Source organism: Kaistella polysaccharea (assembly GCF_020410745.1).
In the GTDB taxonomy this organism is placed as follows: Bacteria; Bacteroidota; Bacteroidia; order Flavobacteriales; family Weeksellaceae; genus Kaistella; species Kaistella polysaccharea.
Genome location: NZ_CP084528.1, coordinates 1,140,879 through 1,158,387, shown reverse-complemented (window position 1 = coordinate 1,158,387; position 17,509 = coordinate 1,140,879). Strand labels below are relative to the sequence as shown.

Annotated in this window: 15 protein-coding genes; 11 read left to right on the top strand and 4 right to left on the bottom strand. The window is 33.4% G+C overall.

Annotated elements, in window-relative coordinates; translation table 11 throughout:
* Positions 1–604: 604 nt before the first annotated feature.
* The 7 genes from LC814_RS05245 (at position 605) to LC814_RS05215 (ending at position 5,993) form a co-directional block, all read left to right on the top strand.
* Positions 605–1,213 carry a hypothetical protein gene (locus tag LC814_RS05245; RefSeq protein ID WP_226065471.1) on the top strand — a complete coding sequence of 203 codons (609 nt, stop codon included), beginning with the start codon at positions 605–607 and terminating at the stop codon, positions 1,211–1,213.
* A gap of 174 nt (positions 1,214–1,387) precedes the next feature.
* Positions 1,388–1,816 (top strand): hypothetical protein, encoded by a 429-nt coding sequence (locus LC814_RS05240; RefSeq protein ID WP_226065470.1) that lies wholly within the window; start codon positions 1,388–1,390, stop codon positions 1,814–1,816.
* Between the two features lie 208 nt (positions 1,817–2,024).
* The gene (locus tag LC814_RS05235) at positions 2,025–3,668 is read left to right on the top strand and encodes an alpha/beta fold hydrolase (protein WP_226065468.1); all 1,644 of its coding nucleotides are present in this window, start codon (positions 2,025–2,027) and stop codon (positions 3,666–3,668) included.
* Between the two features lie 411 nt (positions 3,669–4,079).
* Entirely contained in the window at positions 4,080–4,466 is a 387-nt protein-coding gene (locus tag LC814_RS05230; RefSeq protein ID WP_226065466.1) for a hypothetical protein, read from the top strand.
* A gap of 100 nt (positions 4,467–4,566) precedes the next feature.
* Complete coding sequence (locus LC814_RS05225; protein WP_226065464.1) at positions 4,567–5,232, top strand: hypothetical protein; 666 nt, start codon at positions 4,567–4,569, stop codon at positions 5,230–5,232.
* A gap of 12 nt (positions 5,233–5,244) precedes the next feature.
* Entirely contained in the window at positions 5,245–5,496 is a 252-nt protein-coding gene (locus LC814_RS05220) for a hypothetical protein (protein WP_226065462.1), read from the top strand.
* 158 nt (positions 5,497–5,654) lie between these two features.
* On the top strand, positions 5,655–5,993 hold the full coding sequence (locus LC814_RS05215; RefSeq protein WP_226065460.1) for a cupin domain-containing protein: 339 nt from the start codon (positions 5,655–5,657) through the stop codon (positions 5,991–5,993).
* Positions 5,994–6,119: 126 nt separating this feature from the next.
* Here LC814_RS05215 and LC814_RS05210 read toward each other — a convergent pair whose 3' ends face one another.
* Positions 6,120–7,418 (bottom strand): DEAD/DEAH box helicase, encoded by a 1,299-nt coding sequence (locus tag LC814_RS05210; protein WP_226065458.1) that lies wholly within the window; start codon positions 7,416–7,418, stop codon positions 6,120–6,122.
* Positions 7,419–7,890: 472 nt separating this feature from the next.
* On the opposite strand from LC814_RS05210, the gene LC814_RS05205 reads away from it, so the two are divergent.
* Together LC814_RS05205 and LC814_RS05200 are read left to right on the top strand one after the other, a co-directional pair.
* The gene (locus LC814_RS05205) at positions 7,891–8,232 is read left to right on the top strand and encodes a hypothetical protein (RefSeq protein ID WP_226065456.1); all 342 of its coding nucleotides are present in this window, start codon (positions 7,891–7,893) and stop codon (positions 8,230–8,232) included.
* 364 nt (positions 8,233–8,596) lie between these two features.
* The gene (locus tag LC814_RS05200) at positions 8,597–9,586 is read left to right on the top strand and encodes an NAD(P)H-dependent flavin oxidoreductase (RefSeq protein WP_226065454.1); all 990 of its coding nucleotides are present in this window, start codon (positions 8,597–8,599) and stop codon (positions 9,584–9,586) included.
* A gap of 433 nt (positions 9,587–10,019) precedes the next feature.
* On the opposite strand, the gene LC814_RS05195 is transcribed toward LC814_RS05200, so the two are convergent.
* A complete protein-coding gene (locus tag LC814_RS05195) occupies positions 10,020–10,349 on the bottom strand; it encodes a HopJ type III effector protein (protein ID WP_226065452.1) in 330 nt (109 codons plus the stop codon).
* Between the two features lie 17 nt (positions 10,350–10,366).
* On the bottom strand, positions 10,367–11,707 hold the full coding sequence (locus LC814_RS05190; protein ID WP_226065450.1) for a cytochrome P450: 1,341 nt from the start codon (positions 11,705–11,707) through the stop codon (positions 10,367–10,369).
* Between the two features lie 278 nt (positions 11,708–11,985).
* On the opposite strand from LC814_RS05190, the gene LC814_RS05185 reads away from it, so the two are divergent.
* Complete coding sequence (locus LC814_RS05185; RefSeq protein ID WP_226065448.1) at positions 11,986–14,127, top strand: ATP-dependent nuclease; 2,142 nt, start codon at positions 11,986–11,988, stop codon at positions 14,125–14,127.
* A gap of 1 nt (position 14,128) precedes the next feature.
* Positions 14,129–15,937: a UvrD-helicase domain-containing protein gene (locus LC814_RS05180; RefSeq protein ID WP_226065446.1), complete on the top strand. Its 1,809-nt coding sequence runs from the start codon at positions 14,129–14,131 to the stop codon at positions 15,935–15,937.
* Between the two features lie 59 nt (positions 15,938–15,996).
* Here LC814_RS05180 and LC814_RS05175 read toward each other — a convergent pair whose 3' ends face one another.
* Positions 15,997–17,355 (bottom strand): acyl-CoA dehydrogenase family protein, encoded by a 1,359-nt coding sequence (locus LC814_RS05175; RefSeq protein WP_226065443.1) that lies wholly within the window; start codon positions 17,353–17,355, stop codon positions 15,997–15,999.
* Between the last annotated feature and the right edge of the window lie 154 nt (positions 17,356–17,509).

The following is a 17,509-nucleotide window of genomic DNA, read 5'->3' as shown; positions in this document are numbered from 1 at the left end:
TTTCAATATATTCGTAAATAGAAAAGGTGGTTATATTAAGCCCCGCCTGCAGAAATACCCGTACGTTATCTGTAATGCTAACAAAACCGTCATTAAATGAAAAAATGTCTATTCTTTACACTTTTAACATTATTATTTTTTACAGAATTTAAATCGCAAAACTATTTGCCAAAGGATACAATTTTTGGAATATTAAAAAAATTAGAGAAAAAGTTCTTTTTTTAACTGAAACTGAAAATCCACAACTTCTTTATTATGATGATTATGGACATTCTGGATTTATGGGTCCAGAATCAACTATTGCGAGATTTAAAGACACTTGGTATACTTCTGATTTGTGCTATTTTATAAATTATGAAAGAAATTTTGACAAAAACCGAAATATAACAGTTGATACGTGGTTCGGCAAAAAGGACAATTTTATGAATTCATATAAAAAAATTTATAATATTAATAAAAAATAGAAAAAGAAATAGACTCAAGTAATTATTCAAAATATACCACAACCTACTATTATTCTGATTACGGAGATGTAAACATTATAAGACAGAATTCTAAAAATGATTTTTTTCGTCATACTTACAAAAAATATGATAAAGGGAAATTGACAACTTTAAAAGAATTTGATGAAGATGGAACTGTTAATGAATACAAATATTATTATAATGATAAAGGAAAATTGAAATACAGAATTTACAAAAATCCGAACTCTTGGAAAGAAGAAGGAAAAAGGAGTTGGTCATATGGTGTTCAAGATTCACTTTTAACTGTTTATAAAGATATCTTAAACTTTTATGATGCGAAAAGTAGATTAATCAAATATGAAAATTATGATTTGTACGAAGATGACGAAAATCACAAAGAGCCTCTTTTAACAAATAGGATTGAATATGAATATAAAAATGACAATCTAATTTCAACCAAAAGAAGATATAGGACAGGAATGGAAAGTTTTGATTATTTTAAATATAATAATTTAAATCACGTAACAGAGCGCAATTGCTGTAATGTAGATATAAAAAAATCAATGATAATTGAAAGGTTTAAATATAAAAATGGTAGCATTTCCGATTTACAATATATAGAAGAAGGTAAAAAACATAAAATATCTTTCAGATACAAATACGATTCAAAAAATAACTGGATTGAAATTATAAAAAATGTTGATGGTGTTGACTTGTTTAAATGGATTAGAAAAATTGATTATTATTAAAAAGCACTACAGATAACAGCGGTTTTGAAATAGTGCGAGATTTTCGCAAATTTAAAGATTTTATATATTTCGAAGTTCAGTTTATAATAGAAAGATTTATCATATTAATCCGCACCATCGCAAAGCCGCAAAATGTTATCTGCAAGAATTTACCAACAAAAAGCACAAATTTAAATGAGGAAAAATTTACTATTTTTATTATTGATTGTATTGGTAATTTCTTGTAAAACCCAAAGTAATGAGTATCTCAAATTTGAAACTGGAAATGCAATGATTATTGGAGGTGAGACAAGTATAACTTTGATTCCTACAAATAAAAAAAGAGCGAAAAATGAAACTGTAAAAATATTTTACGCAAATAAAAAGTTGGACAATCGGAAAATATCTAAAAATGAATACAACCAAATTGTAGATTTATATAAACAAATTTCAATCAAAGACACAGCAAAAATGGAAGGGATTGACCCACCTTATTTCAATATTGAATATAGAAGGAATGAATTTAAAAAAGACTTCTGTTATACAGGAAATCCAAAGAAAGGAGAGAAATTTCGTAAAATAACTGAATTAATTTTTGAGTCAGCAAAATTACAGTTTAAATAAGATTGAAAAATATACCTGCAGATAACAGCGGTTTTTGCAATAGTGCGGGTTTTTTGCAAGTTTAAACTTTTAGATATTTCGAAGTTTAACCTATAACAATAAAATTTTCGCATTAAAGCCACACCATCGCCAATACGCAAAACGTTATCTGCCATCTTAAGACAATTAATTTTTTTAATTTAATATTTTCAAAATTCCTCTAATTTTTATGAAACTGAAATTGCAATTTATCTTCTTCTTATTATTGTCTTTCTTTTTAGTTAAATCTCAAACCATTATTCAGGGGGTTATAAAAAACGAGGAAAACAAAACTTTATCGTATTGTGCTATTGGTATTAAAGATACAAATGTAGGTGCAATTACAGATGAAAGAGGATTTTACAAAATAAGTATTCCAAATGAATTTCAAAATGAAAATGTAATCATAACGGCAGAAGGTTATCTGGAGCAAACATTTAATTTTTTAGAGTTAAAAGAAAATCCGAACGTTATTCTAAAATTTAAAACTGAGAATATTAAAGAAGTTTTTTTAACCGCAAAAAAATTAAAAGAAAAAACGATTGGTCAGAAATCTCGTCCCATTATAACTTTTTCAAAAATGTTTGATAAGAATGTACCAACCATTGAACAGGGAAATATTTTTGAAATTTATAAAAAAACAAAATTAAATTATTTCAGTTTCCACATAATACCAAGTTCGAAGTTTGAACAAATAACTTTAAAACTAAATATCTATAGCGTAAAAAACTCGTTGCCAGACCGATCAATTTTGAATGAGAATATCATTTTTAAAACTTCATCAACAGGTTGGCAAATAATTGATTTATTAAAATATAAATTGATATTCAATAACTTAGATAAAATTGCAATTACCTTACAACTGGTAGATTACAATCCTATTGATAATGAAGATTTTGTTTTTGGAATTTCTGCTAAAAAATCTCTATCGGAAAATTTAATATTCAAATATCAGAGCCAATCTCAATGGAAAAAAAGTGAAGGCACATTTCTTACCAATATAAATGTCGGTTATGAGAAGAAAGGACAAACAAATTTTGATTATAAAATAATTAATGAAGAGCCAACAGAAAATCATATTGAAAAAGAACTAATCAGTTTTTATAAAGGCAGAGAAGCAGGCATAAAAACAATATATGGAAGAAATACGAATGGAAGATATATTAAACTTGACCATGCCAAAATTTATTATGAAGAATATGGAAGCGGAGAACCACTCATTTTATTAGAAGGAAATAATGGAATAATTTCAGATTTTTATAATCAAATTCCATACTTCACAAAACAATTCAAGGTGATTGCAATAGACACGAGAGCACAAGGAAAAAGTCTTGATTTTGCAAAAAACAATTACGGATATGAGAAGTTAGCTGACGATTTGTTACAAATAATAAAGGAACTGAAATTGGGAAAAGTAAATATCGTGGGTTGGAGCGATGGTGGAATTACAGGTTTAATTTTCAATGCTAAAAATCATGATTTGGTAAATAAACTGGTTACAATTGGTGCGAATACAAATCCTCAAGGAGTGAAAGATGAATTAATGCAATCAATAAAGCAAGGTTATGAAAATTCCAAAGATGAAAAGGAAAAAAGAAGATTAAATTTAATGATCAATTATCCCAATATTACCATTGATGATTTAAAGAAGATTAAAAATCCTGTATTAATTCTTGCAGGTGACGATGATGATATAAAACAAGAACACACGGTGCAAATTGCAGAAATGATTGATAATGCAAAATTAGAAATAATTGAGAACAGCACCCATAATATTCCTTTCGAGCAACCTGGAATTCTAAATAAAAAGATATTGGATTTCTTGAAAAAATGAAAAAGATCAGATAACAGCTGTTTTGCAATAGTGTGGGATATTCGTAAGTTTAAAGATTTCCACTAATTGTTCAATTTGTTATATTTACAAAGACTTGATAAAATAGTCCCCTTGAATAGACATCCTAATAAGTTGGACTCACTTTGTAATGAAAAATGGAAAAAAAATCATCCAGAAATAATTAATAAAGCAAATGAGGTGAGGGTACCGCCTCCTTCAATTAAAAATGGAATCTAAGGTAACCGACAGTAGGAGGGAAGTATTTATAAGATATTCAACTTTTATTTCAGAAAATTTAGATGCATTAAAGTATCTTCTAAAGATAAAGTTTCAGTATATTTAGTCTTGGTTTTCGAAATGCAGTACGGTACGTACGGTACGCGCATTATTACTAAATCATTAAATTAAATAATGGGAAAAGATCAAATTATAAACTTTCTTGAGAGGTATGATTTTAAATATGCAGTACACGCAAATCACGTGACTGTAAATCTTGATTTTGCACACAAAGTTATGATTGACTTTTCTGAACCCAATAAAATTAAAATAAAAGACAAATTAACCGGGTGGAATTTTTTAACGGGATTAATTGCGATGAGTCTTAAAAACGCCATGATTTATAATTTCATCGGTGGAATAATTGTTGGAATTTTATTGATGAGTGCACAAATCCAAAATTCTGAAATAAACTTCATTCCGTTTTATTTAGTTTTCATGCTTTGGGTCTTATTATTTTCTGGTTATTATTTGATCAAACTTGAAAATTTTAAATCTCAAATAATGGCTTTGACACCTTAAAAAAACGTTCACTCGAACGTTATTTTCCTTAAAACCATGTAAACTTTTCGTTATGAGCAGTCTTCAACTAAATTTCTTGCAGTTATAAATTTTTTAAACGATGAAAAATCTTTTACCTACACTGCTATTTGCAATTTTAATGTATTCCTGTTCCGCGACACCAGCTGCAACAAAGGAGATAAAATACTTTGATGAAGATGATAATCAAATAACCAAAACTAAATTCGATGAAATTCGGGCGACTCATAAATTTCTTGATGTTCCCGGAGATTCTATGAATCATAAGAAACTTATTTTTAGAGTAAATAGGGGAAATATCAGCAGCAGACCGGCCCTGCAATCTTTAATAGAAAAGGCGATAAATGAAAAGCTCGATGATTCAAAACCACTTGTAATTATTTTTCATCCGGGAGAAGACGAGTGTAATTCATCTCGATTGACAGGTCAAACATTTTTAAGAAACAGGTTTCGTGAATTAGAAGATGGGGTGAACAAAATCGCGCAAACTAAGCCTATTTACGTATATAAAAACGACACAGGTTTACGAAAATATAAGGGGATTGTTAATTGGCACAAAGATCCAGCCGGAACAATCGAACGGTTATTCTTTCAGAATCACTATCCGTGCAGCAGTTTTGTGGTTATTTCAAAGGAGGGACACTTTATCAGTTATTTCGGTGAATTTTATAAAACCCAAGTTTTCCAAGCAATTCAAAATGTAGCGAATGAAGAATGTTTTCAAAGCGAAAATACTTTGGCCAACTAAATAAATAATAAAATGACTCAAAAGGTTTTAGCAGATCTAACAAATGAAGAACTTTTGCTGGAAGGTAAAAAAATTAAATCAGGTAATATTGTTAATGCCGTTTTGTTTGGTCTAATGATTGGCATTGCAGCTTACAGCACTTATAATAATGGTTTTGGGATTCTCACTTTTTTTCCCGTGCTTTTTAGCCAAATGCTTCTTAAAAACAATGCGCGGAAGAAAGCTTTTGAAAATGAGGTAAGAGAACGAAATTTAACGGTATAAATCTATTTAAATTCAAGAAAATGGCGAGGGTCTGTTGACGTTTAGTAATTTCAATGTACCGGAGTTTTCAAATCTATTAATTAAAATTGCCTTCACAGCCAAGAAAAAACATTCAAAAAATTTTGGTAAATTGATGTCATTATTTTAAAAATCATATTATGAAAACAGCCTCGTTAAGAAATGACCTCAATTACAACGAAGATAAAGTTGCCGTGACGGTGATGATGGAAACTGAATCATCAAAAGAGATACGAATCCTTTTTAGAAAAGGGCAAACAATGAAGGAGCATAAAGCCGGTTTTCCAATTACAGTGGAGATTCACGAAGGAACAATTGAATTTGGTGTTCAGGGCGAAAAAATGTCGCTAAAAGCAGGTGATTTGATTTCTCTGGAAGCCAATGTTCCGCACGATTTACTGGCCCAGGAAGACAGTATTGTAAGATTAACTTTATCGAAATTTGATACCATCGAAAGAGTAAAAAAAGTAATTGAATAACTTTTAACTTAAATTTTGAAACAGGTAAAATAAAATCTGTGAATGATTGACAAAAAAGAAGCGGTCTGAATTTGAGCACAATAGTTCAAATTTAGACCGCTTTATTATTTGATAATGTACTTAAAGCTATTTACTGTTCTCCGCTAGATAATTTGAAAGAACTTTATCCACCAATTCTTCTTTCGTCAAATGGTGAAAAATCGTTTTCACTTGCTGTCTTATTTCTTCTGGAACTTCGCGGTTTGGTTTTGTTTTAAATACCTTCTTCGCCCAAACCAAAGTATTATTCCATTCGATAGCTGATGCGTCTGCTTTTTTAACCGGATGAAATTTAATGCCTAATTCTTGCTCAAAATCAGCGATTTCTTTCACTTCCTCTTCCTGAATAATCGTCATCGAAAGTCCTTTTGCACCCGCTCTTCCCGTTCTGCCGCTGCGGTGAACATAAGCTTCAGGGGTGTCAGGCAAATGATAATTCACAACGTACGCCAGTTCTTTCACATCAATTCCACGTGCCACCAAGTCGGTTGCTACCAAAATATCGATATAACCTTCACGAAACTGATCCATAATTCGGTCCCGAATTCCCTGCGTCAAACTTCCGTGCAATGCGCCGGATGAGATTTTACGGATCGCTAAATTTTTTGCTAATTTATTTACGGCTGCTTTGGTTTTGCAGAAGATAATTCCTCTTCCGCCTTCCTGCGAATTCAAAAAGTGCAAAAGCACATCTAATTTCTCGATCGGATCGACCACGATATATTGATGATAAATACCTTCATGCCCAATCGTCGCCATATCAGAATTTATGGAAACCGCATTTTTCGACATATAATTATGAACGATATCTTTCAGCTCGCCCGGCATGGTCGCACTGAATAAATACGTACGTCGGTTTTTAGGAACCGCTTTCAGGATCGACATTAAATCTTCTTTCAATGCCTGGAACATTTCGTCGGCTTCATCTAAAACCAAGTTTTTTAGCGATTTAATATCGACTTCACCTTTCTCCAGCAAATCTAAAAAACGACCTGGTGTTGCCACAATAATTTGGGGAGTCGATTTCAACTCTTCAACTTGTGATTTCACGGTGTTTCCGCCTGTTAATAAAACAATGGAAACCTCAGGCATATATTTTCCTAAATCCTTTAGGTTGTTATAAATCTGTTGACTCAACTCTCTGGTCGGTGATAAAATCAAAGTTTGTATGGTCGCATTATCAGGCTCCACCAACTGTAAAAGCGGCAATCCGAAAGCGGCAGTTTTACCCGTTCCCGTTTTTGCCAGCGCCACCAAATCTTCAGTCTGCTCTAGAATGACGGGAATCACCTGTTCCTGAATATCAGTCGCCACCGTAATTTCTAAATCGGTTAAAGCGTTTTGAAGTTTTTTGATAATTCCTAAATCGGAGATGAGTCTGGGCATGCTACTTTTTTTGCAAAGATAACCACACTTTTTATCAATTAATAGATCCGGTCATAGAATTAAAATAATAAGGCGAATTTTTCAGGAAATTATTTAATGATCGACATTGCTTGCAACACGAAATTGTTTTTTCAGGAGCAACAAGATATTTGCTTCTTTCAAAATCATAACCTGCTCTACGTTACAATTCCTCATTTCGGCGCTCGCTGCGCTCGCGCCTCATTCCGGGATTTTCACTGCGATCAGGGCTAAAACTTCAGTCAGTTTTAATTTCCACAGCTAAATGACAACTCTTTTTCTAGGATTTTACGCAGGTTTGAGAGGCCGAAGTCGAACTCTTCCTTTTATATGATTTTTTCAAAACTTAAAAATTGAAATAATTATTTTCCGATATTAATTTTTTTATTCTAATCTTTACCTTTTATTCGCCTCGATCAAAATCAGATAAAATGCCACCAAAACGCGCACAACTATGGAACAATTAACCACTCTCGAATCAAATCTTTTAAACCTTTTAATCGAAAAATATCCTACATTAAAATCTCATCTTCCGTATCTAAAAGTGAAAGATCGGGAAATCACAAAAACCGGAATGACGGTCAATTTTGAATACACTAATACTGAAGAAGAACTTACTTTCGAAGATATCAATGCCTTATTCAGCGGTGGAGAAAATATAGAAGTCAAAGGCTTAAAACAAGGATTAAGCTATGTCATTGATGTCACCGACGGTCAAATTCTCTACATCGAATTTACAACCTACGGCGAAAACTGGAACGGTAAATTCGGTGATTATAAAATTATTACAGAATAAAAATTGATCAACAACTTTTTTTTTACTGCAAAAGATTAACAAATGCTTCATCATATAAGTTTATGCACTTTGCATTCTTCTGAAAATCATCATGTCATTATTTGTTTTTTGCCTCTTTTGCGGTTTAAAGATTAGTTTTTGAGACAGTTGAAAACTTCTAAATATTTTTTTAATGTCTAGCAATAGTCATAACTATCAATTCGTTGAAAACTTTACGAAGTGAAACGCCTTTGCGACCTAAAGACGTGCGTAAAACAGCATGTTTGTAAAGAAAACTTTGCGTTCTTTGCCTTAATTTTATTTCGATCCTTAATTTTCCACTCCAACATTTTTTCCTCTTCGACGATTTAATTAAATTTACGCCATGAGTAGTTTTTTAGATTTTGGCGTGGCCAAAAAAATGAAAGAAATGAGTGAGAAACAAAATAAGATCACCAGCTTATTTAACATAAAATATCCTATAATTCAGGGTGGAATGATTTGGCATTCCGGGTGGCGCTTGGCTTCTGCAGTTTCTAATAACGGCGGTTTAGGTTTAATCGGAGCGGGAAGTATGTATCCCGATATTCTCCGTGAAAACATTCAGAAATGTAAAGCGGCAACCAACAAACCATTTGGGGTGAATGTTCCGATGCTTTATCCGAATTTAGAAGAAGTTATTCAGATTATTTTAGAAGAAGGCGTGAAGATTATTTTCACTTCTGCCGGAAATCCGAAAACCTATACAGAAACATTAAAAAAAGAAGGTCTAAAAGTCGCTCACGTCGTTTCCTCTACTAAGTTTGCCATGAAATGTGAAGATGCCGGCGTGGACGCAATTGTTGCGGAAGGATTCGAAGCCGGCGGCCATAACGGACGTGATGAAACCACCACGTTCTGTCTGATTCCAAATGTAAAACAACATATTTCAAAACCGCTCATCGCCGCGGGAGGAATCGCTTTGGGTTCCCAAATGAAAGCCGCCATGATTCTTGGCGCTGATGGTGTTCAGATCGGCTCCCGTTTTGCCGCAACAGTTGAGGCAAGTTCGCATGATTCGTGGAAAGATAAAATAATTTCTTTAGATGAAGGCGATACCCATTTAACTTTGAAAGAACTCGCGCCGGTAAGAATGGTCAAGAATAAATTTTTCCATGATTTAGAAAAACTCTACGATACCGGGCGAAACGTTGAAGCTTTAAAAGAAACCCTCGGCAGAGCCAGATCGAAACGCGGCATGTTTGAAGGTGATTTAATAGAAGGCGAATTAGAAATCGGGCAGGTTTCCGCTTTAATTAAAGAAATTTTACCTGTTGAAAAAGTTTTTGAAAATTTACTGCGAGAATATCGGTCAGCAAATTCCTTCGTTTTGTAGATCAAAAAATTCCGTCTCAAACTTGAAACGGAATTTTTTATGTGTTAATATGAACCTTTAGTCGGTTCCAGGGTTTCGACTATCTCGTTCTTACCGAGCTTTGTTTGTTTCCCTTGATTTTTTTCATAACGTAACCCAATAACATTGGTGCTGCGAAGATTAAAACTCTTCTAAATAGTGTTCCCATAATAATTTAAATTTTTGTTGAAAATTGTTTTGCAAAAAATTTGCCAAACAGGAATACATTTTATTTAAGGCATCTTTATCTGCCCGAAGTTTATACTGAGCAAAGTCGAAGTATTCCCGTTTTTTCTATAGTAAATTTTGCTTCGATAAGATACCAGAAAAAAAGAGCTCCACACAGGTCGGGCTCCGAGCTTTTAGTGTAAAAATAAAACCTTGTCAAGGTTCTGAACCTTGACAAGGTTAATAATTACTTTATGCTCAAAGCATCTCCTTCGAAAGAAATTCCGTCCCACCCAAAATCTGTAAAATTCCGGATGTTTTGATGATCAATTCCCTCTGGATTTCCCAAAACGTCCTCTCTATAAAAGGCTCCAAACAAAGCCAAAGTTTCCTTTTTTGATAAATCATTCAATTTCGCAAAACTGAAAATTTTGCAGGAACCATTATTTTGATTGGCTTTATTTACGGTATTTCCATTTGTGAATTTGGTCGGCGTGAATTTGTAGTTTTTATCGATGAAAGAAATGACTTCTTTAAAATCTATTTCTTCAGGTGAAGTTTTTAATTGGTGCAGCATTACTTTTGGATAATTTTTCAATTTAATTTTGGGGAAGTTAAAATGATATTTCCTCTTAATTCTACCGGTCGCAAGGTAATTAAGGCGATGGTTTTCATTTCTTTGGTCTGCAGTTCCAACTCGTATTTTTTATAAAATAACCGTAAAAAAAGGATCATTTCCATGTAGGCAAAATGTTCGCCGATGCAGTGTCGCGCTCCATTTCCAAAAGGAAAATAAGGTTTGCTTTTAATGTCCTTATCTTCAAATCTTTCGGGAAGAAAAGAATTCGGTTGCTCCCAATAAACCGGATTTCTGTGCATATCATAAAGCAAAAATTCTACGATCGTCCCTTTTTCCCAAGAGAAGTCTTTATAAGTATCATCTGCCAAAGCCACTCTGTCAATAATCCACGCGGGTGGATACAAGCGCAATGATTCTTTGATGATGGTCATTGTTTTAGAATTTCCAAAAAGTGTTTTTAAAGATAAAAAATCGTCGTCCAGATCGTTAATTTCTTTCATTAACAATTGCTTTTCATTCTCATTATTTTCAATTAAAAACAAGGTAAAAGCCAGCGCATTGGCGGAGGTTTCATGTCCGGCAACGAAGAGGATGATGATTTCGTCGATCAGTTGTTCCATCGTCATGGGTTCGCCGGTGTCTTCATATCTGGACTCCAGTAGATTTTGTAGAATATCGTTGTATTCTCCCGATTCAGTTTGCCTTTTCAAAATGATTTCCCGGAAAACTTCACGCATTTCATCCGAAAGTTGAAGGTGCTTTTTCAGTTGTCCGGAGACTTTATACCAGGACATCAAAAAAGGTTTGCGCACTTCTTTGATGAACATTTTCTGAATCTCCGTAATGGAATCCGAAATTCTCAGGATCTGATTGTAGTCGATCGAATTTCCGAATAAAGTTTTCGCGATGATATTAAAAGTGAGCGTATTGGTCATCTTATAAAGATCAATCGTCTCATTTTTGATCTGATCTTCAATCACGGCGTTTATTTCATCCACCATCGTTTGATGCAGCAGTTCAATATTTTTATTGCTAAAATTGGGTTGAATAAGCCGGCGTTGTTTCAGCCAGTCTTTGCCAGTATTTGTCAATAACCCTTTACCCAGATATTTGCCTAAAACATGCGTTTGAATGGCAGATTTCTCATAATTCTTTTGATTTTTGCGCAACACAAAATCAAACAGTTCGGGATCGCGGCTAAAGACGAACCGCTTTTTTACTAAAAAAGAACTTAAGGTGTACGTTTTTCCCAGTTCCTGAAAGTTTTGAGAAATAATCGCAATCGGATCGCTGTTCAACTTCAGTAAAGTCTTCCAGATACTTTTTTCGCTAACTTTTGGAGGATAATTATACACGGATTTGTTTTGAATTTGTAGCGAAATTACGGAAATAATAAAGAAATTAAGGAGCAACAAGGTTTAGCTTTTTCCGAAAACTGTACCTCCTTTCCATTACAATCTTGTTTACAAAACTGCTTTCGCAGATTTATAAAAAAGGATTTCCATTGCAATCGGGGCTAGGTTGAATGGTCAGTTTTGTTTGGAGTATTTAATATTTTATGAAAAAAAATCTTCTGTATATTTACCAATAAGCCGAATTCTCATAACAAACTAAATAAAAAGCAATTTAATAAATGTATATATCAAAAGTAAGTCTTGTCAATTACAGAAATTTTGCAAATGCATATTTTAATTTCAATAAAGGAATAAACACCATTATAGGTGAAAATGGTTCAGGAAAAACCAACGTTTTTAAAGCAATCAGACTACTTTTAGAAGATGCTTCTCTTCAGTTTGCATATAAACTAACTGAAGGAGATTTTAATAGAATTTTAGACAAAGGAAAATGGAAAGGTCATTGGATTATTATCAGTATTGAATTTAATGAGCTTAATGATGAAGAAGCTATTCAATCATTATTCATACACGGAACTGGTATTGCCGAAGCGGACTATGTAAAAAAAGCTACTTACAATCTTTTTTTTCGTCCAAAAGCAGACATCAGACAAAAACTTTCTGAGTTAGCTGAAGGGGACAAAGTAGGATTACAAAAAATTCTTGACGATATTAATATTTTAGACAACTATGAAACTTTTTTTACAGGTAAGAGTACAGCAGATTTTAACAATCCTGAAGTATACAAAGAACTTGTAGGTGATTTTGAAAATGTCATTTTTCCCTCTGCTATTGATGCATCAAAATTTGGTTCCAAAATTCCTCATCAATTATCTATTGCAAAAGAAGTTTCTTTTACATTCATACAGGCATTAAGAGATGTCGTAAGTGATTTTCATAATAACAGAACAAACCCTCTAATAACTCTTCTAAAAAATAAAAGTGGTGAAATAAAGGATACAGACTACCAACCCATCAGTGATTTAGTTACTCAATTAAATAATAGCATTGAAGCTCTTCCAGATGTACAGACTATCCGTGAAGACATTAAAACTACAATTCAAGATGCTGTTGGGCTTACCTATTCTCCCTCATCTTTATCTATAAAATCCAGTGTTCCTGATGAAGCAGAAAAACTGCTTCAATCCTTGAAATTATTTATTGGAGAACCCGGAGAAGAATATGAAGGCGGTATCCACGAGTTAAGCTTAGGAGGTGCTAATCTTATTTTTCTCACATTAAAACTTTTGGAATTTAAATATCGAAAATCAAAAGATACTTTTGCAAATTTCTTAATCATAGAAGAGCCAGAAGCTCATATACATAATCACATTCAAAAGACATTGTTCGACAATTTAGATTATGGCGATACTCAAATCATATATTCAACTCATTCTACCCAAATATCTGAAGTAAGTAATGTAGAAAACATAAATATCTTAGCTAAAAAATTAAATTATGCTGAGGTCTATCAACCCTCTACAGGATTAGCTGCAGAAAATATTAATCAGGTAGAGCGTTACTTGGATGCTGTAAGAACCAATTTACTCTTTGCTAAAGGTGTTATTTTGGTAGAAGGTGATGCTGAAGAAATTCTAATTCCTATTATGGTGAAAAAAGTTCTTGGTGTAAGTTTGGACGAGTTGGGAATAAGTTTGATAAACATTAGAAGCACAGGTTTTGAAAATGTCGCGCAACTTTTCCATAATGACAGGATACAAAGAAAATGTGCTATTCTGACTGACTTAGATGATGCGATCTGTGATACCACCGAAAATGCTGACGACAGTGCTGCCCAGAAAAAATATAAGAAGAAAGTTGCTGGTTCTATGCAAAAAGGAGTAGAAAGAAAAGCAAAATTAGATGTATTTGAAACAGGTAATAATTGGGTAAAAGCTTTTTATTCACAACACACATTCGAAGTTGATTTTATCACCGAAGGAAATGAAGAGGAAGTTAAGAAAATTATTAAAAAAGTCTACATCGACTCAGCAACACGTATCCAAGCAAAGGAAGATATAGAAAATGCTGATGTTGCTGTATATGGAAAACGGGTGCTTACAATGGCTAAACAAGAAGGTAAGGGTTGGTTTGCAATTATGTTGGGTAAACATATTTTTTACAAAACTGAAATTCCCGCTTATATTCTTGATGCTATTATTTTTGCAAAAGAAACCTATTCTTCAAACATTGTTGCTGACATTTTCCAATACAGAATGACTAAGCATTTTGAAGATGATGATACTATAAATTTTACAAATTGTAAAGCGGAACTTTTGAAGTATAGAAATGGAACAAATAAATTAGAAGATTTATCTTTTGATTTCGACGTTGCAATTCCAGGTGACCAAATCTCAACATTAATAGATAAACTGAAATAATATGTTTATTTGGGAAAAGGACAGTATTAACAAAGAACAGGAAAATGCAATTCTTGAAGAAAGTAGTGTACTTCTAATTGCTTGCCCAGGAAGCGGCAAAACAAGAACTCTTACATTCAAAATTGCTTACGAGTTAAGTAGATTGAAATCAGATCGGGTGTTCGTTATAGCCATAACTTATACTAATAGGGCTTCTGATGAGATTAAGGAACGAGTAGAGTTGTTAGGCGTTGACACAACACAATTATGGATTGGTACTATCCATTCTTTTTGTATGGAATGGATTTTAAAGCCGTATCATTTGTATTCTGAAAGATTGAAAACAGGCTATAAGGTTATCAATTCTTTTGACAGTGAAAATATACTAAACGAATTATGCGAACCCTATAAAAAAGAGAAAATAAGCTACTATGATTGTGGCATCCTTGCCAAAACAGATGATTTCTATTTGACTTGTCCAGACACAAAAAAGCATGATTCTTTAAAAAAAATTCTTGGGGAATATTTTGCAATCCTTGAAAAAAACAGGCAGATTGATTTCGAACAAATTTTGTTTTACGCCTATGAAATACTCAGATCTAAACCAGTTGTAGCAAACATTCTGTCCAAATTATTTCCTTTTATTTTAATTGACGAGTATCAGGATACTAAGGAAATACAGTATCACATCATATCTAAAATATTAAGCGTAAACAATTGCAATTCAAAAACTCTTATCGTTGGCGATCCAAATCAATCTATTTATGAATCTTTGGGAGGCTTTCCAATGCCAAAAAATGAATTAGAAAAATTATTGGGATTTGAATTAACCCCATTAACGTTAGATAAAAACTATAGATCATCGTCGGCTATTATCAACTATTTTGATTATTATAAAACTTTCGAAACGCCAATTGTTGCGTTTGGTTATGGAAAAGATTATCGAAGTACAATTACATTCAATTCAGTGGTCTCAGTAGATGATTTAATTGAAGAATTAGCTCATTTGATTTTATATAATATAGAAAAAGCCGGAATTAGCCCAAACGAAATATGCATCACTGCACCACAATGGATTCATATCGCAAGTATTACAAGAAAACTTATTATTAGACTCCCTGATTTAAGTTTCGACGGACCTGGAATGGCTCCTTTCTCTCGGGATATCGATAATTTTTGGTTCAAGGTTTCAAGAGTTGCATTGACAGAACCTTCTCCTTTTATGTATGTAAGGAGGTTGAGATGGAGTAACGAAATACTAAATGAACTTGGTAATGCAGGAGTTGATGTTTCAAATATTGGTAGTAAAAATTTTTTAAGAATTTGTAATTCTTTAGAGATAAACGAAAAAGAAGGATTATCTTATTTAAGAACTTTTTTTAACAAAATTTGTGAAAAGCTGAAAATTACTTTACGAAATTTCCCCGTGCTAAATGAACATTTCAATTCATTTTTTGCGAGTTCTGAAAGTAGAATTCAGAGACTAATTGATGAAGGAAATCCATATATTGGAGATATTGAAAATTTTAGAAAAGTATTCAGACAGCGAGATGGAATTACAGTATCTACTATCCACGGCACTAAGGGTGAAGAATATGATACTGTGATAGGCTTTGCTTTATTGGATGGTTTTGTTCCACATTTTTCAGATAAAATAAATGGAACTGCAAACTCTAAAAAAATGCTATATGTTTTGGCTTCTAGAGCACGAAAAAATTTGCATTTAATATCAGAAAAACATCGTCAGGTTCATGCTTATCATGCACCTGAGGGAAAACTACCAACTTCGCATTTATTGGATTATAAATACAAGTATACAATTATGGAATGAAGATAAAAGAAATTACAAAAAACGGCGCAGAAATACATCAATTGAAGGGTTTTTTGTTTCTAAACAAACGCACTAAACCCAGTAATACTTCTTCCCACAATCAAAGAATTAATCTCCTTCGTGCCTTCATAAGAATAAATGGCTTCGGCATCGGCGACAAATCTGGCGACGTCGTATTCCAATAAAATGCCGTTTCCACCCAGAACTTCGCGGGCGCGGGAAACAATATCACGGGTTCGCATGGTGCAGAATACTTTGGCGAGAGACGCGTGTTCGTCTTTTAAAATTCCTTCGTCCTGCATTTCGGAGAGACGGAAAACCATAGTTTGCATCGCCGTCAAATTAGAAAGCATTTCGACCAAATGTCCCTGTATCATCTGGAAAGACGCAATGGGTTTTCCAAACTGTTCGCGCGTTTTGGTGTAGGCCAAAGCACTTTCGTAAGCGCCTCTCGCACAACCGGTCGCCATCCAGGCCACGCCGGCTCTGGTCATGCGCAACACATTTCCCGTGTCTTTGAAAGAATTGGCGTGTTCCAGTTTATTTTCGTCAGATATAAAACAGTCGGTTAAAGTGATTAAACCATTTTGCACAATTCGAAGCGCCATTTTTCCTTTAATTTTTTCCACTTTAAAGCCGGGATTATCTTTTTCTAAGATGAAACCTTTCACTTCGCCATCATCTAAACTTCTTGCCCAGATAATAATGACATCCGCGAACGTGGCGTTGCCGATCCATTTTTTCTGACCGTTCAGAATATAACCTTCCGGTGTTTTTTTACAGGTTGTGGTTAAACCGCCTGCCGCGCCGGAACCAACTTCCGGTTCTGTTAAACCAAAAGCACCAATTTTATCGAAGTTCTGCATTTGAGGCAACCATTTTTGTTTCTGTGCTTCCGATCCACAAAGATAAATGGAGCCCATTGAAAGTCCTGATTGTACGCCAAAGAAGGTCGCGATTGACGCATCTACTCGTGCCATTTCCATGGCCAAAACACCTTCCATTAAAAAGGGTAGGCCGGGACATCCGTAACCTTCGTAAGTCACGCCGCAGACATTGAGTTTTTTAAACTTTTCAATAATTTCAAAAGGAAAAGAATCGTGCAGCCAATGATCATTCACCAAAGGTTTGACTTCGGTTTCCATAAAAGTTCGAACTTTAAGTTGAATTTCTTTCTGTTCCGGTGTCAATGTTTCGAAAACATCGTAGAAATCGCCATCAACGGGTGGAAGATCTTTTTTCTTTTTTTCCGGATCGATCGCGCGCATGAGCATTTTGATCTGTTTATCATTCATTTTAGAAAAACCTTCCATCATTTTGGGAAGATCTACTTTTCCGGATATTTTTGAAAGTTCATCCAGATCAATTGATTTGAATATTTCAATAGCGTTTCTGACTTTGGAAAATAAATTTGGCATATCGAACAATTTGTAAAAAAGATACAAAAAAAATTCATTAAAAATTCGGCGAAACTTAAATGATAAAGATAATTTTAAATTTTCTGGTTGTTGTTTCTTGGTTTACATCAATTACTATTGCAAATTGGTACGCTTGCTGAAAAAATCGGCAGCG